We start from the raw sequence: 23,859 nt of genomic DNA on the forward strand, positions 1-23,859 counted from the left end.
GAACTCCAATTGAAACTGCAAATCCGGGTGAAGCTCAGTCAGGTCGAGCACTGGTTTTGGGAACCAGATGCCGCAGGTTCGAATCCTGCTACCCGGACCAAAGCGCTTGCGATTTCCCTCACACGCACACTGGAATCTCACACTGTTTCCCTCTGGGGGTTTGGCAGAGTTGGTCAATTGCGTCCGCTTGAAGAGCGGAAGATTTGGGTTCGATTCCCAAAGCCCCCACTTTAGCAGTGTGAGTTGGAGAGTGAGTGCGGAGACGAAGATTTCTTGCTGTTAAGCGCAAAAATGAAACATGCAACACAATTGGGCTTAGCCTCCGTGCGATAGGCTTCGGCCGCCCTTTTCGTGAAAATGCATTCGAATGAAAAATCTCAGACTAAAATTTTTCATTCTCCATTCTCCAATCTCAATTAAAAAACGCTTCGCTAGCGCAACTGGCAGATGCATTCCGCTCAAAACGGAAAGGTTCTAGGTTCGAATCCTAGGCGAAGCACCCTTAGAAGTTCAAGTTTGAGTTCGAGATCGGAGTTCGCGGCGCGAGTTTGAAAGCCCCTCGAACTGTTTCCTCAAACGACAAATCCGGAGGTAGCTCAGTCAGGCCAGAGCTCTGGTTTTGGAAACCAGAAGTCGCAGGTTCAAATCCTGCCTTTCGGACAATGATTTCAGATGAAAATGGACATTCGAAACTTCAAAAAACATGCAACACAATTGGGCTTAGCCTCCGTGCGATAGGCTTCGGCCGCCCTTTTCGTGAAAATGCATTCGAATGAAGAATCGGCAAGCAAATTTAGCTGCGCTGAATTTCGTTTCTCAATTAGCTGCGCTGAACTTCGTTTCTCAATTTTCCATTCTCCATTAAATAATGCTTCGCTAGCGCAATTGGCAGATGCACTCCGCTTAGAACGGAGAGGTTCCGGGTTCGAATCCCGGGTGAAGCACCCGTAGAAGTTCAAGTTTGAGTTCAAGATCGGAGTTCAAAATCGGAGTTCAAGCGTTTCTAGTCCATTTCGAACTGTTTCCTCAAACTCGAACTCAAACTGTAAATGGCGCTGTAGGCAAGCGGTCAAGCCCTCTGGCTTTCAACCAGAGTATCGCGGGTTCGAATCCCGTCGGCGCTACTCCCATCTTTTTGAATTGTCCAAGAAGAGTCATTCTCCAGTAATGCCTCGTGCTAACCGTTCAAACTTATTTTCCAAGTGATGTGTTGTGGTGGCACCCCGGCAGGCCATGTCGGAGGCGTGGGTTCGATTCCCACCACTTGGTCCACTGCGCGTAGCGCAGTTCTTCAAATCTCACACTCATTCTCACACTCATTCTCACACTGATTGTGACACGCAATCCAACAATGATTGTGACACGCAATCCAACAATGATTGTGACACGCATTCCAACACTGATTGGGGCACTCATTCTCACACTCCAACGACGCATTCCTCGAACCATTGCGTACAAAACCTTTTCAATCTTTCGTACTGTATCCTCAAACTCCAACGCAAACTTCCACTCGGGTGAGGTGTTTTGGCTGCATTCCGGTCTTCCAAACCGATGGAGCGGGTTCGATTCCCGCCATCCGATCTTAGCAGTGTGCGTGTGAAGTGTGAGTGAGGAGGCAAATTTTTCTCTTCACTCACACTGCAAGCCCACACTGATTCTAGCTTCGTGGCGCAACGGGAGCGCAAGTGACTCTTAATCACTGGGTTGTGGGTTCGATTCCCACCGAGGCTACTTCACAGAGTAAGTGTCGTGTTTGAGCGAAGAGAAAATCGCCCTCTTCACGCACACTTGATTCTCGCACTGTTTTCCACCCTGGTAGTTCAATGGCTTAGAATGCAAGACTCCAAATCTTGAGGTGCGGGTTCGATTCCTGCCCGGGGTGCCACTGCGCGCAAGCGCAGCCCTCTTCACTCACACTCAATCTCACACTGACACGCAATTCAACACTGAGGTCCAGCCGATCTCAATCCAATTCTCCAACTCCTTTTCCATCCGCATCACCTTAATTCCCCAACAATCATGAATCCAGAATCCCTTGTCCGACAGTTTGCTCGAATCGGCGCACGCCTTGAAATTGAAGTCAGCTCCGATGTTCAAGGCCGAAATGCTGCATCCAACTACTCCCTTGACATCAAAGAAGAAGGTCGGAATGAATTTTACTTGCTTGAAGTTGCAAAACCGGCCATCGAAACAATCGAGTTTCAGGTTCTGAATACGCAAAGGGACCTTCGTCACTTGGTTTTGATGGCTAGAAACGAAGCAGCGCCCCTTGCTTCCAACAAGCAAAAATTTCTTTGCGGTCACGATGAGCGTCATTGGTTTGTTGCTGCATTGCCTGTCGCAGCAGCAGTCACGGATGTGAAAACAGCGATGGAAGCCTTGAAGCCAAGAGAGGCAGTTTGGTCCCAACGCCGGAATGCCGTTCCAGCGAAACAGCTGAACCTTCGGCACAATGCAGGTTTCATCCGTCAAGGCGAATGGTTTTTTGTTCCGGAGCCTGGTTTTAGCGTCTGGGCTTTGGATGTGGTTCGTAAGCATGAACCGATTTCTCGTGGGGCAGGTTCCAAGCCGCATATCGTGGCTGAACTTGTGCGCCGCGGTGGTGAATTGGTGTACGTCAACCGGCGAACACGGACTACCTTGACTGCATTGCAGTTTGAAAATCGGGTGCGCTCCGGAAAAATCAAGAATCCCGCAGAATGGGTGGATCAACGCATGACGACAGAGGTGTTCGTTCGCGGCACCGTGCGTCACGCAGATCACAAAACCATCGAACTCAAGGGTTGGCACCGCGTCGCGATGAATGCCGAACCCAATTCCAACAATGTCCGCTTCTTGGACTGAATCAAAATTCCCAAGGTTCCGCAGCTGCGCGGAACATTTACCAGCGTAGCTCAACGGATGAGCGCCTCGCTTCGAACGAGGAGGATGGGGGTTCGAAACCCTCCGCTGGTACAACGGCTTTGCCGTTTCCCTCTTCACTCACACTCGAACTCACACTGAAACTCGCAAACGAAAATCACTTTCAAACATCCCAGATTCCCTGGAAGCCAAATGGTTAGGCATCTGCCTTTTAAGCAGAGACAAGTGGGTTCGATCCCCACCCAGGGAACTACGCAGTGTGAGTGTGGAGTATGAGTGAGGTCGCGCTCTCATTTCCCTGTTCACTCATTCTGAATTCGGACACTTTTTTCAAGGACGAGAAGCTCAAAGGCTGAGCGAGCGGTTGTTAACCGATTGGTTGTGGGTTCGATTCCCACCTTGTCCTCTCCCAAAGACTTTTTATTTTAGAAATAGGGTGCAATCATTTTGTGAAAAATGAAAAAGGCTTACCTTTGCCCTTCATTCTGCCTCAGTAGCTCAGTTGGCCAGAGCACGTGATTTGTAATCTCGGGGTCGTGGGTTCGAATCCCTCCTGGGGCTCAGAAGAAAACGGAAAAAGCACATGATACCCATCATCGTGCTTTTTTCATTTTGGTCCTTTTGGAACTTGGGACATCCGAGCTATTTTCTTCCGTTCGGAAAGGGTTTGTGGTAGCAAACTTTCTTAAGCGTGCATCGTGGTGGTTTTCTGACGAGGTGGTCTGGGGTTGGGCATCAAGCGCTGTACAAACCATAGTAAAAAAAGAAAGCTGGATCCCAAGACCCAGCTTCCCTCAAAAACTTATTCAGTTTAAGTAGATTTCATATTTTGAGTGAGCGGTAAACGCTCACTTTCTCAGTAGCCTCTTCCGTAGCCACCGCCACCGCCGCCACCGCGACGATCACCGTAACCACCGCCGCCGCCACCGCCGCGACGATCGCCGCCGTAGCCACCGCCACCGCCGCGTGAGCCACCGCCACCGCCGTAGCCACCGCCACCGCCACGGCTGAAGCCGCCGCCGCCGCTGCGACCACCGCCGCTACGACCGCCACCGCCGCCTTCGCGTGGTTCAGCTTTCTTCACCACGATGGTACGACCGTCTACAGTCGTGTCGTTCAAGTTGTTGATCGCTTCGTTCGCCTCATCATCATTTGGCATTTCAACAAAGGCAAATCCACGGCTACGGCCGGTTTCTTTGTCAAATACCACTTTGGCTGTGTCGACTGTACCGAATTGCTCGAAAAGCGACTGCAAATCTTCGCTGGTTGTTTGGAAATCCAGCTTTGCCACAAAAATATTCATCTCGAATAAAAAATTAAAAGGTAACAAAAAATAAAAATGCTCTTGAAAGCCGTGCCCATCGTCTAGGTCAAAGGACCATTGGGGTAGATGAGGCACCGGAAAATTATCAAAAGAGGCGAAGAACGATCCCACAGTCAATTTGCTGTGAAGGACATACCAAGATCCAAAATCAAATCACATAAAGAGTCTTCCGAGTTCAAGAGGCATTTAATACTCAAGCTATTCAAAGACGGTTTTTCGTGAGCAATGAAGATTCTCGGTTTTACCGTGCTCAAAGTTGCGTCAAAAAACTCAACTTTTATTAAAATAAATCGGCTTATGCCGATATGTTCAAATTTGAAGGCAAACTCACGACCCATATCGACCGTGAGTTCGCCTGCAAGTTCTTAGTAACGGTCGTAACCACCACCGCCACCGCCGCGACGGTCGCCGTAGTCTCCACCACCGCCGCCACCGCGACGATCACCGCCACCGCCGCCGCCACGGTTGTAGCCGCCGCCACCACCGCCACCGCGGTTGAAGCCACCGCCACCACCGCCACCGCGGTTGAAGCCGCCACCACCGCCACCGCGGTTGAAGCCACCACCACCACCGCCACGACGATCTCCGCCGCCAGCTTCACGTGGTTCTGCTTTTTTTACTGCGATTGTACGGCCATCCAAGTTTGTTCCGTCGAGGGAACTGATGGCCTCCATTGCCTCTTCGTCATTTGGCATCTCAACAAATGCAAATCCGCGGCTGCGCCCGGTTTCTTTGTCGAAAATTACTTTTGCGGAATCAACCTCGCCAAATTGCTCAAAAAGAGACTGCAAATCTTCGCTGGTAGTTTGGAAATCCAGCTTAGCAACAAAAATGTTCATGAAAAATAGAAAATTGAGAACTAATAATAAAACTAACCATTGTGGGAAGATCCAGTAAGCGGCGCCTTAAACGACGACATACAGCTGTTTAAAAAGATATCTTCCCACGAAAAAGAACTATCTGAAAGATACAAGTTTACGGAAAATCTTGTGAGAGTACAAAGTTTTTTTCAGTTGCTTTTGCTTTTCACGTTTCAAGCCGTTCGCGCAATCCATTTACCTTCTTATTCCTTCTCCCGGACTTTCTCCAAAATTCCCATCAGCGTCTTCTAATCTGGATCAAGAACGCGGCTTGCGAAGCCACGGAACGCAGGTTCGAATCCTGCCGCTGATACTCAAAAGCACGCCCTCAAGCGTCGCAAACGCGTGTATTTCCTTGCAGCGCATGCATGGCGGGTTGGCCGAACGGACGAGGCATCCACCTTCTAATTGGATTCATGGGGGTTCGAATCCTCCACCCGCTACTCTTTCCATCCCATGCTGAGGTCGCATGTCAAAGGGATCTTTCCATGGGTTTGCTTTCAATTTTATTTTGCCACGAAGCCGACTGGTTCAGGCAACACGCTGATAACGTGTGGCTAGCAGGTTCGATTCCTGCCGCGGCAACCGATTATTTATCCTTTGGAACCGATTGTATCCGTTAATTGGTTTCAACTGTTCCCATCAAACCGTGCGTACTTCGCGCAGGGCATTTTTCAACCATTTTATTCAAATACCATGATCTATGTGGCTTTTGTCGTGCTTGCGGCAATGGTTTTCGGTAAAATCGAAGGCCGCCGCATGAACCGCGCCTGATATGGAACCGCGGGGCACATGCACTGCATCGTTGGAGGCCAAGGGCTTAAAAGCGATGAAAATTTTTGCAGGACTGCGTAGGGGTAGCCGATAGATCCGTTTCTGTCTGGCTACCCTCGCGCATCTGCATGGGTAACATCAACGCACGTATTCAATCGTGAAGGTGCGCTCTCTCAAGGGTACATTCCAGGATTTTGATTTGCCTGAACGTACTTCCGTAATTCCTTCCAAGCTGAAAGTGAGCGTGGAAGGATTCTGATTCAGTCCATTGGAGACCGGAAAGTTGCTGCCGTCTTTTTCGGGAATGTCATAAACCGCAACGGGTTGACTGCTTCCTACATTCCGCGGGGAAGTAATCGTCAACTTTTTTGCGATGAAGCGCGACGAACTGTTGCCACCTACATTTTGGATGATCACCCTGACTTCCGGGGTACCTAAGGGGAGGACAATTTTAGTTCCCGGCCGGTAAACCGAATCCGCAACATGTATTTCAATGTTGTAGGGCTTGTTGGATGCCTGCCCGTAGGCAGATGAAAGGCCTCCTGCAAGCAGGACCAACAAAAGTAGCGTGATTTCGAATCGTAATTTCATAGCGGATTTTCTACAAAGACAAGGCAACGACGCAAGGGTTGCTCCGTTCAGCCAATAAATTCAGAATCAAACCAATTGTCTTTCCAACAACATTTTTTCCCAGACCCCAAAGTCACGACTGGGAAAAATTTCCTTAAAGTCCTCCAAGGAGGCGCTGAGTTGCGAAAAGTCACTTTTGAGATCTGGATGCGCCGGATCAACATCGGTGAAAAGCAACTGCCAATTGAGAATTCCCATGAATTCTGCGAGTGTTTCGTAGTAATCAAAGAAGCTTAGCTTCATCGGCAGCAGCTTTCCTCTACGGAAGTAAACGAGTTCCGATGGGATTTTCGGTGGCGATTGCCCGTCTACAATCAATCCCGTAAATGTTTGATTGACACTGGGTTGGTCGATGATGCGAACCTTTTTGAGGCGTTCACGATCCATTTCATTGGTCGCCAACTTGGCCACCCAAGGCTCAGGTTCGATCAAAAATTCTTGCGGGTTGTTGAGATTAAACGATCCTTCCCCTTTGTTTTGGCGATTACGAATCACGTGGTAGGTGATGCTATTCCCTTTGGAAAGCGTAATCACGGATCCGAGCCAAGCATCGATGTCGAAGCCTTCGTCCCTCAGCTCAGCAAGGCCGGATTTTTTCCTGCTTTCACTGGGCGGGTCAAATTGACTTTTTTCGTCAATAATCTTGATGTCGGGGCAATTTCCAAGTGCCCGCTTGAAGTTGGTGAACAAAACCGTAACGTTTCTCATTAGTTGGTAATTCGGGCATCAAATTAGGCAAGCCAATTTGGGATTGCAAGCCTTTGACCAATGAAAAGTTCGTTTAATCCACAAAATAACCGATGTAGCGACATTGGTTTGCTCATTTTCTTGCATTTACCAAAACCCGACCACCAAGGTTTTGTCCCCTGAATTCTAAGGTTTTTGTTGATTTCAGGGAATAATGGTCAACCCGCACTTGCCTCATTGAATTCCGAAAGTCTTCAGGTGTTTGATGTATCCTTCAGTATCAAGACCCGCACCACCACAGACAATCACCAAAATGGATTTGGCTTCCTCAATGTCGGTTTTCGGCGAATAGACCGCAGAAAGTGCCGCACCACAAGCCGGTTCCACCAGCACGTTGAATGTGTCGAGCAATGATTTGACTCCTGACATGGCGTGGAAATCGTCGCAAATATGGCGTTTTACGGTCCGTTTTTTGCTCCATTCGAAGGCGGTCGTAGCTACCTGTTTTGCCCCCAAACTCGTTGCGATGGTGTTGATGGCGTCCATGGCGACAACTTTACCTGCTGAAATGGCCATGTCGTAGCTTGCTGCGCCAATTGTCTCTGCTGCCAGAAATTCGGCTTTTTTCCAGCCGTTTCGTTCCATGCCTTCCATGATCCCACAGAGCAAACCGCCTCCGCCGACTGCCGCTACCACCATATCCGGCTCCGGAATCGCTGCTGCACATTCATCGATCATCGTCGAATGTCCTGCCCACAACAGCTGATCGTCAAAGGGGGAAACGTAGTAAGACTGCCGTTCCTCGGCCAATTTCAAGGCGTGTTGATGCGCCTCCTGCCAGCTTTGGCCAAAAATTTCAACCGTAGCGCCTTCGCCCTCAATCAGGTTGCGCATGTGCGCCGCGGAGGTCTCAGGTACGACCACATGTACCAATGCATCCAGCCGGGCACAGGCGTACGCGAGGGAATATCCAGCGTTGCCGCCGGAGGAAGCCACAAATTGATTTCGTCCGGATTTTGCCAACTCCTGAACCAAATGGGCCATTCCCCGGATTTTGAAACTTCGGGTAGGTTGGTGGCAATCCATCTTGAAATAGACGGTTTTACCCAGTGCCTTGTTCAATGCAGGAGATTGGAAAATGGGGGTGTTCAGGTAAATCATTGGATGAAATTTTGAAATCAGTCGCTGAACCAGTGGATGCCGCTGATGCTGCAATGGTCGCACCAATAAAAGTATGCCATGCCTTCCATGCCCCATTCCAACTTCTTGCCGTCGGCCATCGGCGCCGAACTGTCCAATTCAAGGAGAAAGCGCATGGTACGCTTGCATTTTTTGCATTCAGGGTAAAATGTGCCTGAAATGAACACAGGCGGACCGCCCAGTCGGTAATGGTTGTGGCCATAAATGTACCGCTGAAAGTACCAAGCAGGCCCTTGGTGCGAGAATTTGACCTTGGTCGATCGAATGTAAGGTGTGGCAGGTTCACCCCGGCTGCCGCTGTCAAGGACGGTGATGCCGCCATTCGGATGATGTTGCTGATAGGTGACCCCGGGCGTGAGCAAAACCAAATCCAAGTCGGCAGCAAAGATCAGTCGGTGCAGGCCCTTGATTTTCAGGTGTTGCGGAATCGGATCCAACGAAAGCAGGTGGTGAATGCTGATGCTCCTTCCACTGCTGTCTTGAGCCTTCATTTTCCCTCCGAAGACAAACTCCCCTTTGATTGGCGTATGTACCTCAAATGTCTCATGGTCTGTGGGTTCCATGATGTAATCCTTCGGAAATAACATGTGCCAAACCTCCTCAGGATAAAGCCGGTACAGGTCGTTTCCATACCAAATCATGCCCTGCTCGATGAGGTGGGCATTGAGCATTTCACTTGTGAGGTTGAGGCCTTCGACAAGTTTTCTGGGCAACAGCAATTTGTTCCTGACCGTATCTTTTGCCCATTTGGTGAGCGCGGGCTTGTCAATGAGGAAGGCAGCGCTCAGGGCGCGGCATTGCTCTTCAAAGTCATTTTCATCCACCTGCACCTGAAACCGCAGAAATTCTTCATACGCCCCGCCAAATTGCTTCCACATCATCGAGGCCACATGGCCGGGAAACTGAATGCGGGCCAGATAGAGCAAATCGAGGTTGTCGGCAAAGTACTCGGGAAATGCCCGCAAGGCCGCTTCGACAAAAGAAACGCCATTTTCCACGCCGGTGAGCGAGGGGTGTTGCGGACGTTTTTTGGCAAATCCGCGCAACAAGTCCATGACGGTATCGCCCCAAAACGAAACCGGAAAGGTTTCCATCATGGCGGCAAACGGCGCTTTGCGGCGGTATTTTACCTTGAGCTCCAGCAAGATCAGCATGTAGTAATGGAATTCCTTGGGTCTGAAATAGACCAGAAATTCGATCCTCGGCTTGCCTTTGTGCTCGGCAAACTTGCGTTCAAAATCTTCGACAAAAATCTTGGGGTCGTCAGCCATACGTGCATTCGAAGGTATCGAATTTTTGAATGCAATTGCGACCGGCCGCAGGATTCACCTTTGGAGGCACCGGGTTAGTAGGTCCATTTCCCCTTGAACGAGTCGTAGAAGGTAATGCCGACCTTGAATTGATTGCCGATCGAACCCTCATAATTGCTGTACGAAACCGCATAGTAGCCGCCGAGCTTGAAGCGTTGGGTGTTGATCTTGAAAGGCAATTGGATACCGCCATATACTTCCGCATGCAAGAAATTGATGTCGGGGATGGCCAGGAATCCGGCACCTGCCGAAAATTGGATCGGGGTATGCTTCAGCACGGGAATTTTGTTGCTGAGGGCGCTTCCAAAATCATGCAGGTAGTTGACCTGTATGAAGGGATTGGTCGTGCTAAGCGTCGTGTCCAGATTTTGGAAAGAGCGCAGCGGATTGGCGAAAAAGATCGGATCGGAACCCCTGAAAAACCGGTAGTCGGTGAAGCGGATGTTGTTTTTCTGCAAATAGGAGCCTGCATAAGCCGCCCAGCGGGAGATGCCCATCGTGCCGATACGCATTTCGTCGGTCACATTGAGTTCCAAGTAGTCATAGTTGATTTGGCTCCCGATAATGCCAGGAATTGCCTTCCGGTATTCCAATTCGAAGGTCGGCCAAATACTTCCGACGATCACTTTGCGGTAAGGTTCGGTGTAGTATTTCTGCCCGGGGATCCATTTGAGTTTGGCGATGATCCGTGCTTGGGTATAAGGATCAAAGACTTGCGGCGAATTGGAGCTCCCGAACAATTGTTGTGACCATTGCTCGAGCTGCAAGTCGGCGATTGTCGCGTAATCGGCATATTCACCGCTCACGTCGAGAAATAGGCCGTTGAGGATTTCCATTTCGTGGCCAAATCCAAAATGGGTCTTGCGCACAAAATTGCTCCGGCTGAAAATGGTGATGATCGTCGAATTGGAATTGACCATTTCGTATTTGTCACCATATCGAATGTAACCGCTCGCAAAATGTTTCGGATTGTAGAGATAGGCCAGCTTTCCTTGCCCTCGAATGTCTTTGTTTTGTACGCCAATGTCAAGATCTCCGCTGAGCGTCAATCGATTGTATTTTGTCCACTTCTTCGAAATCGAGCCTCCGATCACGTGGCGGTAACCGCCGACCCCCAAGGGTTTGACCTGCTGAGAAATCGGATCAAAATTGAATGTCATCCCTTGTTTGCGCATCCGGAATCCCATTCCATTGAATAGAATGTCCCAGATGGTCAGGCGATTATAGATCGAATCCACTTCGTGGAGATAGGGTGCACTGTGCTTGTATTTGTATACGCTGTCTTGGTAAGCGATGAAGTCACGTTCTGCTTCCTTCAAGGTCACCGGCCTCATGTCTTCCCAATAGAGGCTGTCACGCTCAAATGCTTGCTGCTCAACGCGGCGAAGCTCGTTTTTGAAGAAGCCTTTGGGGTGCTGCACATCGAGTTGATGGTTGGTATGCAAGGCAATCGTGTTGCCGTAGTACCGAACCTTGCCCTCTTTGACGTTGTAATAATAGTCCTCCCGTGCCTTGACCCAACGACCGTCGCCGGTCCGCTCATAGCTCAGGAGCAACTGAAAATATTTGAAATAGCTGAGGTTCGTGGGCAAAATCTGGAAATTGACGGACTTGATCGCCCATGAGCCGTCCTCGATATAGAGTTCGCCTTGGAAAAATGGCCCCTCCGAGTTGCGTGGGGTGACGATGATCTTGTGGATCACGTAGCCGTCTTCGTAGAAACTCTCCTCCAGATGGTATTTGTAGCTCAAATTCCAGGAAGTGGCGCTCAGCGGCGAAATAAACGGTTGATCCGAGAGCTTGGGGACCGTCACCAGGTTGTGGTAAAAGTTGAAATCCGCATCCGAAACGTCGAGATAAAACAAATAGGGGTTGTTGGTGACGGTTTCGTAGCGGTCTGAATCTGCCCCGCTGACGCTTACACTGACCGTTCGGCTACGTTTTTCGGAAAAGTCCCGGTAGGCGTGCACGACGGATTTGTAGAGGCCGGCGTATTGGAAATAAGTGGTGGATTGGCTTTCAATGAGGTTGAGTTTGGGGCGTTCGTCCTTCTTTTTGGGTGCAGGCCCCCGTTTTTTTCGCGCAACGACGGAATCTTGCGAACCGTCTTTGAGGCTGCTCAAGTGAATCGGCGCATTCAAGCTGTCCTTGATTTCCTTTTTTCGGGCTTTTGCAGCCAATCTTGCCTCTTTTTTGAGTGCCCGTTTCTCAAAAAACTTTGCAAAGAGCTCTACGGAGCCATTGTCTTCCAAAGCAGGTGCCAACGTGGAATCCACCGTTGTGGAGTCCACAAATTCGATCTTCTTCCTTACCAAGGTATCCACTTCGAGGGAAGCCTTGAGGTAGGTTTCGCATTGAAAGCTCTCAAATTGCTGGATATAGGTCTTTTTGTTGGCGATGACCTTTTCCATGATGGCGTAGGCCGGGTCTTTGCGTCCCGCGGTCACAGTGACCGTTTCCAATTCGACGCCTTCCTCCATCAAGGTTACATCCAAGGTAATTGGGCTTGATTTGACCACTACCTCCTTGGTTTCCGTTTTGTAGCCGAGCGAAGAAAAAACCAAACGATGCGTGCCTGCCGGCAATTCCATGTAGTATTCACCTTTGATATTGGTGACCACGCCGGTTGTGGATTTTTCAACATAGACCTTGGCGTAGGGAATAGCCTCACCTTCAACATCCCGCACGACTCCTTTGACTTGAGTGGCCCAAATCTGTGTCGAAAATGCCGAGATGAAAAAAAGCAGAAGGAAAAACTGTTTCATGAAAAATTCGCCGAGGGTGAACGCATTACGTCTGGATGGAGAAACCCAAACTGCCCCTTAGATGTTTTAAGTCAGCGCTTGGTTGCCTTGCGGATGGAATTATTTTCTCCTTTTGGGGGATTTTATTCGAAAGCAACTGACAATGAGGATATAAATTTATCCGGGCAGGATTTCAGCGAACGTGCTGACACCCTGATGGCGCTCGCTCGGCACAATTCCCGGGCGCAACAATTGCAGTCCTTGCATGCCGGCTTCCTTGGCCGCATCGAGTTCCTCTGCCACATCGCTCAGAAACAAAATCGCATTCGCAGGCAAACCGAGGGCCTTTTGAATGTTGCGATAGGAATCAGCACTCCGTTTGTGACCGACTGCCGTATCGAAATAATCAGAAAAATAGGGCTGCAAGTCGCCCAGCTCCGAGTAGCAGAACAGCAACCGCTGCGCCGGCACCGACCCCGAACTGTAAACTCCCATTTTCAGGCCTTGCTGCTTCCAGCGTTCGAGGGCAACGGGCACATCTTCGTAGACGTGGCTGCGGTAGGCACCGGCCTCGTAGCCGTCTTTCCAAAGATATCCTTGGATGGCCTTCAGGGCACTGTGTTTTCGGTCTTCCTTGATCCAGCGCAGCAGCCATTCGATTTGCTCGGCTTCATCGGTGGCAATTCCCTGCTCGGCTAAAACAGTTGCTGCAACTTCTGCCAATGCAGCCTTCACCCGCGCCTCCGACCTGTGCGCACGCACCCAGGAAGGCAAATGCGCGGTCGCGTAGGGGAAAAGCACGTCGTGCACAAAGCTGATCGAGGTCGTGGTGCCTTCGATGTCGGTGAGGATGTATTGTACCATGCTGGGATTAGACGGCAACCGACATGGAATTATAAGGCACGTCGATTTTGGAACCCGTGTATTCGGGCACCCATCCGCTGGGGTCGATGAAGACGCGAATGCACTTCACAAAACGCTTCGGCCCAAAATCAAACCAGTGTTTTGTCCCCGCAGGCACGGAAATAAGGTCGCCTTTCTGGCATTGCAGGCAGAAAATCGGGTCCTTGCCATTCTCCAGGTTAAACCAGAAAAGGCCTTCGCCATCCACAAAAAAACGCACTTCGTCCTCGCTATGGGTATGCTCCGAAAGAAACTTTTTGCCGATTTCCTCGATGTTGGGCAGGGCAGGATGGACGTTGATCACATCGGCAACCTTGTAGCCATTGGCTTGCATGTAGGGTTCGAGTCGCTCACCGTAGGCTTCCAGAATCGTTTGTTGGTCAGCATCATTGGCCAATTCCGCCTTGGCTTCCCATTGCTCAAACAAAATGCCCCGAGCATTGAAGTATTCTTTGATCTGCGCGCTGTCGCTTGTGCTGAAGTTTTGATCGGGGATGTGGAGAATTGCCATCTTGATAAGGTGATTTTAGACGTTTTTCAATTTGTAAAGCACTTCAAAAAGGAACTCAAAGACTTCCATCTGACGTTTGGTGGAGGCGATATCGACGCCCCAGGTATAAAGACCATGGCCTTTGAGCAGGAATCCCTGCGGTTCGCCATGCTTCTCAAACCAGCGTCCGATTTCCTCGGCCAAGGCCGCGATGTCTTGCGAATTCTCAAAAATCGGAATACGTACTTTGACGTCATGGGTTGTGATGCCGCGCAAACCTTTGAGCACTTCGAATCCTTCCAGATCCAAATGTTTCTTTTTGGCTTTTGCCAGCGACCAGACCGTATTGTACACCGAATGCGAATGCAGGACGCATTGCGCCTCAGGGAAACATTCGTACAACATCACATGCAACAAGGTTTCTGCACTCGTCTTGCGGGTATCCGCGATCGGCTTTCCGGTTCCATCCACGTGGATCAGATCAGTGACGGCAAATGCACCTTTGTCAATGCCGCTCGCTGAAACCCAAAAATCCCCGTTTTCGCCTTCGCGAAACGAATAATTCGAACTCGTTGCCGGTGCCCAGCCGTGGGCATGCAAAAAGTGGATCGTTTCCACCAATTCGGCCTTGAGCGCCTCAGTAGCGCCCGTCAGCGTAGCCTGAAATTCCATGCTGCAAAACAACGAAAAAAATGAGATCGATTTGAGTTAGCAGTTAGAAAGTAGCAGTTAGCAGTCTCAATGACGCCAAAGGCGGCACCCAAAACTGCTAACTGCTAACTGCTAACTGCTAACTGCTAACTGCTAACTGCTAACTGCTAACTGCTAACTGCTAACTGCCAACTGCTAATTACTTTTGAGTTTTTCGGCAAACACTTTCCTGAACTTCTCCACCTTGGGTCGGATCACGGCTCGGCAATAGGCCTGCTCGGGATTGGTGCTGAAGTAGTTCTGATGGTAATCCTCTGCCGGATAATAATTGTTGATCGGCGTGATTTCGGTGACGAGGGGTTTGTCCCAGGCACCTGACGCGTCCAATTGTTGCTTGAGAAACGTAGCGCGTTCGCGCTGTGTCTCGTTGTGGTAAAACACGACCGAGCGGTACTGCGTGCCGACGTCAGCGCCTTGGCGATTGAGCGTCGTCGGATCGTGGGTTTTCCAGAAAACCTCCAACAAATCATCGTAAGACACCTTTGCGGGATCGTAAACGATTTGCGTCACCTCGGCATGGCCGGTGGTGCCGTTGCAAACTTCCCGGTACGCCGGATTTTTGACATGGCCGCCGGCGTAGCCGCTCGTCACGGAAATGACGCCTTCCAATTCTTGAAAGACAGCCTCCGTACACCAAAAGCAGCCTCCGCCAAAGGTGGCCGTGTCGGTTGCCACGGTTTTGGGTTCAGGGGTTACTGTGGCAGCATCGCCCACCACGGATTCGCCTTTTGGCACAAAGTTGAGCGATGCCGAATTGATGCAATAACGCATGCCGGTCGGGCGTGGACCGTCATTGAAAATATGTCCCAAGTGGGCATCACATCGCGAACAGGTCGCCTCCACCCGCACCATGCCATGGCTGCGGTCGGTATGTTCGGTGACATTTTTATCTGCAAACGGTGCAAAAAAGCTCGGCCATCCGGTTCCGCTGTTGAATTTGGTGTCTGATTCAAACAAAGGCTGTCCGCAGCAGACACATAGATAGGTCCCCGCCTCGTGGTGGTCCCAATACTTCCCCGTGAAGGCACGTTCGGTGCCTTTTTCGCGCGCCACGTTGTATTCCATCGGGTTGAGCTGCTTGCGCCATTCTTCTTCAGTCTTCATGATTTTTTCTTGTTTCTCGTTGTCGGTGGATGGACTTTTTGCCCCCAAATCTCCCGTGCGGCTACTTTGGGCAATCATCCAGCCCGCAGTAACCATCAAAATCAAGACAATCAAAATGATGAATTTCATCTGCATTTCCTTTTGAACGTCCGGGAAACCTACGCTGCGGGGTTCCTTTTGGATGATCCCTGTAGTGAATTGGATAAACTTGGGATTGGGGTGGAATGTTTTTTGTATAGATAAGGAACGCATCCGTTCGAGTTTCTTATCCAATTGTGCAAAATTACTTTTTCTTTACTTTTGGTTCTAAGAAGCTTGGAAAGTTCATGCGATACGAACCTTTACTGCCAAAAGGAGACCATGTTTTGACCTTGGAAGAGGTATATTCTATTTGTGTAGAGGCCTTTCATCCACAAAATGCTAGAAGGGAAAAGCTCTTTCTACGTTTCACTGAATTCATAATTTACTTTCGAGGTCTCGGATTCAAACCTCAAGAAATTTGGATTGATGGCTCTTTTGTCACGTCCAAACCGGAACCTGGAGACATTGACTTGTTAATAATTCTGCACATGGGTGAAGTTGCAATGCTTCCAAGAGACGTACAAGACAAGATTTTTACGGAGTTTGGTAGTGGTCCAGCAAAAAGGAACTTCGAATGTGATGCTCACATTTCTCCCAGTACCGATAGCGAAAGGATCGACTATTATTTGAGTCTTTTCCGTAACTTTCAAAAAGGTAGTTCGTTCAGGAAGAAAGGGATCATTAAATTGAAAAATCCATGAGAGAGTTAAGGAGACTCGAGAAGTTAATCAAAATGAGCAAAGCCTCATTAAAGAAGTATGAGGACGCATTTGCTGCCGATGAGAATGACTTTGGGTCAAAATTAATGGCAGGCAACATCCGTTGGCACATCAAGGACCTTGAGAATCAGGCATCTGAATTGCGTTCCGCAATTGGACAAAGTTCATTAAGAGGAGATGAGGGAATGGCTGCGAGGGCCTATTGATAAGGCAATCAGGCAAATTTATGCATTGCAAACCAACCGTGACAAAGGGATATCTTACTTGATCCATCCAGCTGCCAAATCCAAACATTTCCCTATTTTGCAGGGATATGCCTCTCATCGACATCGACCCCGACATCTTGCTGGCGCGCACGCCGCCGGGTAGCTTTTATGCAGATGCTGCGGCATACGCGCAGATTCGTGAGCAGATATTTGCCCGCTCATGGCAGTGGATCGGGGTGCACAACGCCGTCCGTGAGCCTGGCAGCGCCTTTCCGTTTGAGCTACTCGAAGGTTTGCTTGACGAACCGCTCCTCCTGACCAAGGCCGAAGACGGCCTCATCCGCCTGATGAGCAATGTCTGTACCCATCGTGGTAACCTTTTGGTTCACAAGCCTGGAGCCTGTAAAGCCATCCGTTGCCGCTACCATGGTCGCCGATTTGACCTCGAAGGAAAACTTCAATCCGCGCCGGGATTTGAGGATTGCCCCGATTTCCCGGGACCACAAGACCATCTGCCCACCGTTCCCATGGCCGAATGGGGCCCTTTTCTCTTCGCCAACCTCCATCCGCAGTTTTCATTTGGCTTGTGGATGTCAGAAATCAAAAACTACCTTCATTGGCTTCCGCTGCAGCAATTCCGGCTCGACAGCACCCGATCCCGCGAATTTACCTTTGACGCCAACTGGGCCCTTTATGTCGAAAATTACCTCGAAGGCTTTCACATTCCGTTCGTTCACAAGGGCTTGAATGCCGTGATTGACATTCAGCAATATGAAACATCCTTGCTGGAATGGGGTGTTTTGCAGAAAGCCATTGCGAAGGACGACCAAATTGCCTTCGAATTGCCGCCGGAATCGCCCGACTTTGGAAAACGCATCGCCGCTTACTATTTCTGGCTTTTCCCGAATACCATGCTCAATTTTTACCCTTGGGGACTTTCGCTGAATGTCGTCAAGCCCTTGGGAATCAACCGCACCAAGGTGAAATTCCTCACTTACGTCCATCAGCCGCAATTGCTCGGTCGGGGCGCAGGAGCTGATTTGGAAATGGTCGAAATGGAAGACGAAGCCGTCGTATTGGCCGTGCAAAAGGGTGTCAAGGCGCGGATGTACCAACGTGGACGTTATTCGCCGAGTCAAGAGCAGGGAGTACATCACTTTCATCGGCTTTTGTTTGATTTGCTAAGCTGATGGAAAAATCAAAAGAAGAACTGCAGCGCCTCCTGCAATTGCTGGACATGGAGCGCAACGAGGAACGCCGGCAATGGCGCGACCGATTCCTCAATACCTCGCTCGAGCAGCGGGTCAAGGAGGGCACAAGTTGGTACCCCGTCGTGGTCGACTCCGAAGAAATCGGCTTGGGTGACCGCATTGTGCTGGAAATCAGCCGAAATGCAGCCGATGAACGCGGCCTTTTCCAAAACGGAAGCATTGCCGCTCTTTGGTGCAATGCCGAGGCCTACCGCAAAGATCCGCCCTCCGTGACCGGCGTTGTGATCAAGGCCATGAAGGACAAGGTGATCCTCGCCCTCGACACCGACGACACCCCCGATTGGATCGACGAAGGCAAACTTGGCCTCGACCTGAGCTACGACGAACGCGGCTACAAAGAAATGGTCAGGGCCATCAACGATGTGATGGGCGCGCAGCGGGATCGCTTGGCTGAGCTGCGTGAGGTTTTGCTCGGTCAAAAAGCCGTTTCCGTGGATTCAAGACTCGGCGGTGCCGAATTCCCGGAATTGAATCCGTCGCAAAATGATGCCGTGCAACTCGTGCGTATGGCCGAGGATTTGGCCATTGTCCATGGGCCTCCCGGGACGGGCAAAACCACGACGCTTGTGCGGGCGATTGCCGACACATTAAAAAAGGAAAAGCAAGTGCTCGTTTGTGCAGCAAGCAATTTGGCAACGGACTTGCTCACCGAAAAATTGGCGAATCAAGGCATTCGGGTATTGCGATTGGGGCATCCTGCGCGGGTCTCGGAGGTGGTTTTGCAGCATAGTTTGGACTTGCAAGTGAGTTTGCATCCGAGCTACAAAGACATGAAGAAGTTCCGGCGCGATGCCGAATCCATTCGCAAGCAAGCCACCAAATTCAAGCGCAATTTTGGCAAGGAGGAGCGGGAGAAGCGCAAGGAATTGTTGCAAGAGGCGAAGGATTGCCAAAAACAGGCCCGAGACTTGGAGGATTTTATTTTGCAAGATTTGCTCGGGAAGGCGCAGGCGGTGACCTGTACGCTCACGGGCGCGGCGACCTCCATGCTCAAAGGCAAGCATTTTTCGACACTTTTCATTGACGAGGCGGCGCAGGCGACGGAGCCGGCCTGTTGGATTCCGATTCGGTTGGCGGATCGGGTCGTGTTTGCGGGTGACCATTGTCAATTGCCGCCGACGGTCAAAAGTCAGGAGGCGGCCCGCGCCGGATTTGCGGTTTCCCTGTTTGAAAAATGTATTTCACGGCATCCGGAGGCAGCTTGCATGTTGCGCACGCAGTACCGCATGCATGCGCAGATCATGGGCTTCAGCAACCATGCCTTTTACAAGGACGGCCTTCGCGCGGATGAATCCGTCGTCGATCACCGACTCAGCGAAGATCCCGAGAAGCCTTTGCTCAACAAGCCGTTGGAATTCATCGATACTGCGGGCTGCGGTTATGAGGAAAAGTTGAATCCCGAGACCAAAAGCCTCAGCAATCCGGGCGAAGCGGACATTCTCTTTGCGCATTTGATGGAACTTTGTGAGGCCTTGCGTTCGCAGAAAGGTTGGCCAAGTTTGGGGATCATTTCGCCGTACAAAGACCAGGTTTTGCTGCTGCGCGAGCGCTTGGAGCAGGTTGCGATCCACAACGGATGGCGCCCCTTCATCACAGTCGACACCGTCGACGGTTTCCAAGGGCAGGAGCGGGACATCATCTACATCAGCATGGTACGCAGCAACAACGAGGGCGGCATCGGCTTCCTTGGAGATACCCGCAGGATGAACGTCGCGATGACCCGTGCCCGCAAAAAGCTCGTTTTGATCGGTGACAGCGGCACCTTGGCCTTGCATCCGTTTTATCGGGATTTTTTGGATTATATTGATTCACAGGGCGCTTATGTAAGTGCCTGGGATTATGTGCATTTGGTCGGGCAGTGAATTTCTGAACCAGTTCATTCGATTCCAATCCGTGAATGTGAGCCGGAACAAGTTGAGGTTTTTGTGACTTGCGACGGTGAAATGCTGGAAAATTCATGGTTGGTTCATCCGAATTCGCCGCAGATTCGCTAACTTCGATGATGTTACAGTCGTGTAGGCAATTCGATTGATGAAAAAATGGTCCTTTTTGGCGGTGTTTGTATGCTTGGGAATCATTGCCCGAGGTGGAAACGTGCCCGAAGTCAAGGACAAGGCCGACAAGAAAAAAGTGGCCCTCAAGTCTGAATTGCAGAAAAACGCATCCCGGAACGAAGTTCCGGCACCCGATCCCAATCCGGAGGACGATCCCAAGGCCGTCGCAGCCGCTTTGCCGACACCTTTACGAGGCGGAAAGATTGCCGAACTCTACCAAGGACTCGCCAATGCCAGCGGAGGCGCCTATTACGATGCCATCACGCGGCCCTTGCTCGACGTCCTCGACGAACTCCTGCAGCAACAATTAGTGAAAGGCGCCGATGTCGCCTTTGTCATTGACCATACAAGCAGCATGGAAGACGACATCGACAACATTCGCCTCGACATCCAAAAGCTGATTTCCAGGTTTGACGCAGCCGGCGACGTGCGCGTCGGGATTGTTTCCTTCTCGGACGTAAAAAGTGGCTTGAAATCCGGTTATGGCTCCACGGGGCTCAATGCGGATTATTCAGGACTGTCTGACTTTTTGGGTAAAATCGAATTGATCGGCAGCATCGAGGACATCTATGGCGCGATCTGGAAAACGGTCGACGAATTCAAATGGCAGTCCAAAACCAAACGACTGATCGTGCTCATCAGCGACGACAAACCAGCCTCCTCCAAAGACAGCAATTATTCCGAAGAGGATGTCATTGCCAAATGCGCCCTCGCGGCTGTCAACACCAATGTTTATCCCGTGCTTGTGGATAAATATTCCCCTGTCCAGCACTAACCTGCGCACCACCTCGGACGTAGAATTCTGCACGGAATTAAATGTTTTGCGTATGAAATCTGGAATCACCTTTGCGGTCTTGCTCGGCCTCGTTGCGTGTATCGCGGGCGCGGTACTCAAAACAATGCATTTTTCATCTGCGAATGGACTTCTGCTCGGAGGCGCATTTCTAGCGGTGCTTGCATCCGTCTTTTGGGTGTTACATCAAACACCCAAACAACCTGAATAGCGCTATTTCGCAGGATTTCCGGCAAGATCCGATCGAATGGCATCCAGCACTTTTGCTGGAACAAGTTCCCTCATGCACTTGAAATGCCCCTTGGGGCATTTTTCATACCCCAGTTTGGAGCATGGCCGGCATTGGAGCGCTTTGTTTTCGATGATCACGGAATGGACTGCCTTGTAAGGTGCAAATCCCAATTCCGGGACTGTATTTCCCCAAATCGAATAAACCGGCAAGCCGAGCGCCGTCGCGATGTGCATCAAGCCCGTGTCATGCGTGATCACGAATTGGCATTTTTCCAGGAGGGCAGCACTTAGAAGCAAGTCGTATTGTGCAACAGCATTGAGGCATTGAACCTTCAGCCTTTCTTCGATCCATTTTGCGTCTTCCGACTCCGGTTTTCCACCCAAAAGCAGCACCGGCAAAGCCAGTCCATTCAGCAATTCCACAAAATATTCCTTGGGCCAGCGTTTGGTGAAGTAGTTGCCTCCGAGGACGACGGCTACGGGTTTCTCCGAAAAATAGCGGCCCACAATGTCTTGCGCGAGGATCCGCGCTTCCTCTGGCAGGTAAAAATCCAATCCCTTGTCGTCCAATTGGCATCCGAGGGGCGTGATCGCCCGCGCATAACGCGCGACCGTGTGCACGTCCGGGAGGGATCCGAGCCCCAATTTTGTGTGCAAAAGCACCGGCCACCGGTCCTTGGAATAGGTCGTGGCCGCCACGCCCAATTGCAGTTTGATGCGCCGGCTCCGAATGTTGCGGTGCAAATCCACCACCTGATCAAATCCTTCTGCCTTCAATTCCCGGATCGTCGCCGACAAGTCGCCTGCATACAGGTGCACCTTGTCGATGTGCGGATGATGTTGCACCAATCCGGCGAATGCTTTTTTGGTCAGAAAATGGATTTGCGCGCCTGGAAAACAAGTGTGAAGTGCACGGATCACCGGGCTCGTCAAGACGATGTCTCCGATCGAACTGAGCCTGATGACCAGGATTTTTTTTGGTTTCCGCGCCATTTCACGGCAAATTAATGATTTTTTGGGGCCTGAAACGCGCTTGAATTTTGTGGCTAAAAGGGTATGTTTGCTTTATGCGCGTTTTTTTGCTGTCAATTGGGTTCTTGTTGGCTTTGCTTTCGACCGGGGCAACTGTATTGGCACAACCGGTAGGCGGACTGAGTTTCCAAACAGGTGAAGTCAAGGGCATCGAAGGACTGTTTTTGCAACATCGAACCTGCGCCTACGACTATGCTTTTTTGAATTTTTCCAAGCAGGAGGGGGCCGTCTTTATGCGATCCGATAATTGGAATGGTCGATACCACGTCGCTTCCTTGGGAAAAACGATTGTCGCCATCGGAATATTGAAACTTGCCGAACAAGGCCGTCTGAAACTCGAGGATCCCGTCTCCATTCATCTTCCCGCGCTGGAAATGCCAAACGAATGGAACGCGACTGATCCTGTGCGGATTGCGCATTTATTGGAGCATTCGGCGGGGTTGGATGACATGCATTTCAATGAGTATTTTCTTTACGGAGATTCCAAAATTCCCTTGGGCACCGCGCTCGCACGCAACCCTGCGAGCAAGCGCATCCGTTGGCGACCTGGGACACGAAGCGCCTACAGCAACTTGGGCTATGCGATTGCTGGCCATGTGATTGAGGCGATTGTGAAGGAAGAGGCCGACGTATGGCTGCAAAAAAACGTGCTTCAGCCGATGGGCATGGAACATTCGTTTTTTGATCGCTGTGAAAAAAACAACGAACCGGTTGTGCTGGGCTGCAAAGGACTGCATACGGTTTCGGAGGAATGTTACGGCTATTATCCAGCCGTGGGCTTTGTTTCTACGGCGCGGGATATGGGCAGGCTGATGGCTTTTCTGGTTGGGAATGGCAGCGTGGGCACGGATACGATTTTGCAGGCCGCATCTGTGGAGCGAATGCTGCGCCCAGAGACCACGCTTGCTGCCAAGCGAGGTTGGTTTGACGGCGACTATGCCCTTGGTGTGCGAATTTGGGGAGATCAAAATTTCAAACGAATTGGTGTCACTGGATTTATTGAGGGCCATGTGGCGCAAATGGAATTTTATCCGGCTACAAAATCAGGCTGGGTACTGATGAGTACCGATGTCATGGATCGCAGCGGATTTTTGAGTGAGATGCGTGCGATTTTCAGGAGCAAGCTCGATCAAGTCGAGTCAGCGATTTCCCTGCCCAAAACTGCCCAATTTCCAGTTGCAGGAAGCTACCGATTCAAAAATTCCCGGAACGGTGTTTTGGACTTTGAAGACAATTTGTACGGGCGCTTGACGGTCGAGGCGCAAGGAAGCGATCCAAATGAACGTTGGGCGCATTCCCCAAAGCAGGAGCCGTTTTTGCTCGTATTTCAAAGGCAACGACCTGTCGCAGATTTGGTTGAAGTCCCACATTTTAATGCATTTGCAGGGAAAACCTCAGAGGGAAAGGATTTTTTGGTGGTGGAGGGGAAATACTTCGAAAGGGAGGACTCGTCCCTTGGTTTTATCCGGATTTCATTCGAAATGTATAAAAATCTGGCAGGACTTTTTGTCTGTTTGCTGCCTGTGATTTGGTATTTCCGGCGGCGCTTGGCGTGGGTCGAGGAAAATTTCAGGCTCTCCTGGATGGCGGTATTGCCCTTTTGCCTTGGATTTTTGGGTTATAAGATGCTGATCTCAGAAAATTTTGCCGCATTGGGGAGCTTCGGAATCTATTCAGCAACCCTTGCGACGTTCAGTGTGCTGATTCCTCTTTTTACGGTGTTTGCGGCCGTGCAACTTGTTCGGAATTGGCCTTTCGGAGTTGGGAAATATTTGCGATTGGCCTTCATTCCGCTGGTGCTCGGAAATTTCGGGTTGACCATTTACCTGGCAATTTTTGGAATGATTCCTTTTGTGAGCTGGAACTATTGAAT

Annotated in this window: 21 protein-coding genes and 17 tRNA genes; 26 read left to right on the plus strand and 12 right to left on the minus strand. The window is 50.5% G+C overall.

Annotation, left to right across the window (positions count from 1 at the left end; all coding sequences use genetic code 11):
• Positions 1-23: 23 nt before the first annotated feature.
• From IPN95_10095 to IPN95_10165, 15 genes are all read left to right on the plus strand, one after another.
• Positions 24-100, plus strand: a tRNA-Pro gene (locus IPN95_10095).
• Positions 101-154: 54 nt separating this feature from the next.
• Positions 155-228, plus strand: a tRNA-Phe gene (locus IPN95_10100).
• Positions 229-425: 197 nt separating this feature from the next.
• A tRNA-Leu gene (locus IPN95_10105) sits at positions 426-499 on the plus strand.
• Positions 500-585: 86 nt separating this feature from the next.
• Positions 586-660, plus strand: a tRNA-Pro gene (locus IPN95_10110).
• A 210-nt stretch (positions 661-870) separates the two neighbouring features.
• Positions 871-944, plus strand: a tRNA-Leu gene (locus tag IPN95_10115).
• Positions 945-1,051: 107 nt separating this feature from the next.
• A tRNA-Glu gene (locus tag IPN95_10120) sits at positions 1,052-1,124 on the plus strand.
• Between the two features lie 74 nt (positions 1,125-1,198).
• Positions 1,199-1,272: transfer RNA gene (locus IPN95_10125), tRNA-Gly, on the plus strand.
• Positions 1,273-1,510: 238 nt separating this feature from the next.
• Positions 1,511-1,581: transfer RNA gene (locus IPN95_10130), tRNA-Gly, on the plus strand.
• Between the two features lie 78 nt (positions 1,582-1,659).
• Positions 1,660-1,731 (plus strand) — tRNA-Lys (locus IPN95_10135).
• Between the two features lie 78 nt (positions 1,732-1,809).
• Positions 1,810-1,885 (plus strand) — tRNA-Trp (locus IPN95_10140).
• 134 nt (positions 1,886-2,019) lie between these two features.
• Positions 2,020-2,844, plus strand: a complete 825-nt coding sequence (locus IPN95_10145; GenBank protein MBK9449748.1) for a hypothetical protein — start codon at positions 2,020-2,022, stop codon at positions 2,842-2,844.
• A 39-nt stretch (positions 2,845-2,883) separates the two neighbouring features.
• Positions 2,884-2,955, plus strand: a tRNA-Arg gene (locus IPN95_10150).
• Positions 2,956-3,040: 85 nt separating this feature from the next.
• Positions 3,041-3,112 (plus strand) — tRNA-Lys (locus IPN95_10155).
• A gap of 84 nt (positions 3,113-3,196) precedes the next feature.
• Positions 3,197-3,268, plus strand: a tRNA-Asn gene (locus tag IPN95_10160).
• 81 nt (positions 3,269-3,349) lie between these two features.
• Positions 3,350-3,423 (plus strand) — tRNA-Thr (locus tag IPN95_10165).
• 295 nt (positions 3,424-3,718) lie between these two features.
• Here the strand turns inward: IPN95_10165 and IPN95_10170 are convergent.
• Positions 3,719-4,165: an RNA-binding protein gene (locus IPN95_10170; GenBank protein ID MBK9449749.1), complete on the minus strand. Its 447-nt coding sequence runs from the start codon at positions 4,163-4,165 to the stop codon at positions 3,719-3,721.
• Between the two features lie 386 nt (positions 4,166-4,551).
• Entirely contained in the window at positions 4,552-5,025 is a 474-nt protein-coding gene (locus IPN95_10175; GenBank protein ID MBK9449750.1) for an RNA-binding protein, read from the minus strand.
• Positions 5,026-5,283: 258 nt separating this feature from the next.
• Between IPN95_10175 and IPN95_10180 the strand changes: the two genes are divergently transcribed.
• The 4 genes from IPN95_10180 (at position 5,284) to IPN95_10195 (ending at position 5,820) form a co-directional block, all read left to right on the plus strand.
• Positions 5,284-5,359, plus strand: a tRNA-Arg gene (locus IPN95_10180).
• Positions 5,360-5,416: 57 nt separating this feature from the next.
• Positions 5,417-5,489: transfer RNA gene (locus IPN95_10185), tRNA-Arg, on the plus strand.
• Positions 5,490-5,558: 69 nt separating this feature from the next.
• Positions 5,559-5,631, plus strand: a tRNA-Ile gene (locus IPN95_10190).
• A gap of 15 nt (positions 5,632-5,646) precedes the next feature.
• Positions 5,647-5,820, plus strand: a complete 174-nt coding sequence (locus IPN95_10195; protein MBK9449751.1) for a hypothetical protein — start codon at positions 5,647-5,649, stop codon at positions 5,818-5,820.
• Positions 5,821-5,958: 138 nt separating this feature from the next.
• Here IPN95_10195 and IPN95_10200 read toward each other — a convergent pair whose 3' ends face one another.
• The 9 genes from IPN95_10200 to IPN95_10240 form a co-directional block, all read right to left on the minus strand.
• Positions 5,959-6,411, minus strand: a complete 453-nt coding sequence (locus tag IPN95_10200) for a hypothetical protein (GenBank protein MBK9449752.1) — start codon at positions 6,409-6,411, stop codon at positions 5,959-5,961.
• A gap of 66 nt (positions 6,412-6,477) precedes the next feature.
• The gene (locus IPN95_10205) at positions 6,478-7,158 is read right to left on the minus strand and encodes a hypothetical protein (protein MBK9449753.1); all 681 of its coding nucleotides are present in this window, start codon (positions 7,156-7,158) and stop codon (positions 6,478-6,480) included.
• 213 nt (positions 7,159-7,371) lie between these two features.
• Positions 7,372-8,298, minus strand: a complete 927-nt coding sequence (locus IPN95_10210; protein MBK9449754.1) for a pyridoxal-phosphate dependent enzyme — start codon at positions 8,296-8,298, stop codon at positions 7,372-7,374.
• 17 nt (positions 8,299-8,315) lie between these two features.
• Positions 8,316-9,608, minus strand: coding sequence for a hypothetical protein (locus IPN95_10215; protein ID MBK9449755.1), 1,293 nt, complete (start codon positions 9,606-9,608; stop codon positions 8,316-8,318).
• 74 nt (positions 9,609-9,682) lie between these two features.
• Positions 9,683-12,412 (minus strand): carboxypeptidase-like regulatory domain-containing protein, encoded by a 2,730-nt coding sequence (locus IPN95_10220; GenBank protein MBK9449756.1) that lies wholly within the window; start codon positions 12,410-12,412, stop codon positions 9,683-9,685.
• A gap of 156 nt (positions 12,413-12,568) precedes the next feature.
• The gene (gene mtnC, locus IPN95_10225) at positions 12,569-13,255 is read right to left on the minus strand and encodes an acireductone synthase (protein MBK9449757.1); all 687 of its coding nucleotides are present in this window, start codon (positions 13,253-13,255) and stop codon (positions 12,569-12,571) included.
• A 7-nt stretch (positions 13,256-13,262) separates the two neighbouring features.
• Positions 13,263-13,805, minus strand: coding sequence for a cupin (locus tag IPN95_10230; protein ID MBK9449758.1), 543 nt, complete (start codon positions 13,803-13,805; stop codon positions 13,263-13,265).
• A 15-nt stretch (positions 13,806-13,820) separates the two neighbouring features.
• Positions 13,821-14,456, minus strand: coding sequence for a methylthioribulose 1-phosphate dehydratase (locus IPN95_10235; GenBank protein MBK9449759.1), 636 nt, complete (start codon positions 14,454-14,456; stop codon positions 13,821-13,823).
• Positions 14,457-14,630: 174 nt separating this feature from the next.
• Complete coding sequence (locus IPN95_10240) at positions 14,631-15,677, minus strand: bifunctional methionine sulfoxide reductase B/A protein (GenBank protein MBK9449760.1); 1,047 nt, start codon at positions 15,675-15,677, stop codon at positions 14,631-14,633.
• 197 nt (positions 15,678-15,874) lie between these two features.
• Here IPN95_10240 and IPN95_10245 point away from each other — a divergent pair, with 197 nt between their 5' ends.
• The 6 genes from IPN95_10245 to IPN95_10270 all read left to right on the plus strand — a co-directional run bounded on the left by IPN95_10245 (position 15,875) and on the right by IPN95_10270 (position 20,934).
• The gene (locus tag IPN95_10245; GenBank protein ID MBK9449761.1) at positions 15,875-16,381 is read left to right on the plus strand and encodes a hypothetical protein; all 507 of its coding nucleotides are present in this window, start codon (positions 15,875-15,877) and stop codon (positions 16,379-16,381) included.
• Positions 16,378-16,605 carry a hypothetical protein gene (locus tag IPN95_10250; GenBank protein ID MBK9449762.1) on the plus strand — a complete coding sequence of 76 codons (228 nt, stop codon included), beginning with the start codon at positions 16,378-16,380 and terminating at the stop codon, positions 16,603-16,605. Before IPN95_10245 ends, IPN95_10250 begins: the two co-directional genes overlap by 4 nt.
• Positions 16,606-16,712: 107 nt before the next feature.
• Positions 16,713-17,795 carry an aromatic ring-hydroxylating dioxygenase subunit alpha gene (locus tag IPN95_10255; protein MBK9449763.1) on the plus strand — a complete coding sequence of 361 codons (1,083 nt, stop codon included), beginning with the start codon at positions 16,713-16,715 and terminating at the stop codon, positions 17,793-17,795.
• A complete protein-coding gene (locus IPN95_10260; protein MBK9449764.1) occupies positions 17,795-19,738 on the plus strand; it encodes an AAA family ATPase in 1,944 nt (647 codons plus the stop codon). The genes IPN95_10255 and IPN95_10260 overlap by 1 nt, the downstream gene beginning before the upstream one ends.
• A gap of 169 nt (positions 19,739-19,907) precedes the next feature.
• Positions 19,908-20,705 (plus strand): VWA domain-containing protein, encoded by a 798-nt coding sequence (locus IPN95_10265; GenBank protein MBK9449765.1) that lies wholly within the window; start codon positions 19,908-19,910, stop codon positions 20,703-20,705.
• A gap of 52 nt (positions 20,706-20,757) precedes the next feature.
• A complete protein-coding gene (locus IPN95_10270; GenBank protein ID MBK9449766.1) occupies positions 20,758-20,934 on the plus strand; it encodes a hypothetical protein in 177 nt (58 codons plus the stop codon).
• Between the two features lie 2 nt (positions 20,935-20,936).
• Here the strand turns inward: IPN95_10270 and IPN95_10275 are convergent, their stop codons facing one another.
• The gene (locus IPN95_10275; protein ID MBK9449767.1) at positions 20,937-21,947 is read right to left on the minus strand and encodes a glycosyltransferase family 9 protein; all 1,011 of its coding nucleotides are present in this window, start codon (positions 21,945-21,947) and stop codon (positions 20,937-20,939) included.
• A gap of 74 nt (positions 21,948-22,021) precedes the next feature.
• On the opposite strand from IPN95_10275, the gene IPN95_10280 reads away from it, so the two are divergent.
• On the plus strand, positions 22,022-23,857 hold the full coding sequence (locus IPN95_10280) for a beta-lactamase family protein (protein ID MBK9449768.1): 1,836 nt from the start codon (positions 22,022-22,024) through the stop codon (positions 23,855-23,857).
• The last annotated feature ends 2 nt before the right edge of the window (positions 23,858-23,859 follow it).

Source organism: Bacteroidota bacterium (genome assembly GCA_016718825.1).
Lineage (GTDB): Bacteria > Bacteroidota > Bacteroidia > J057 > JADKCL01 > JADKCL01.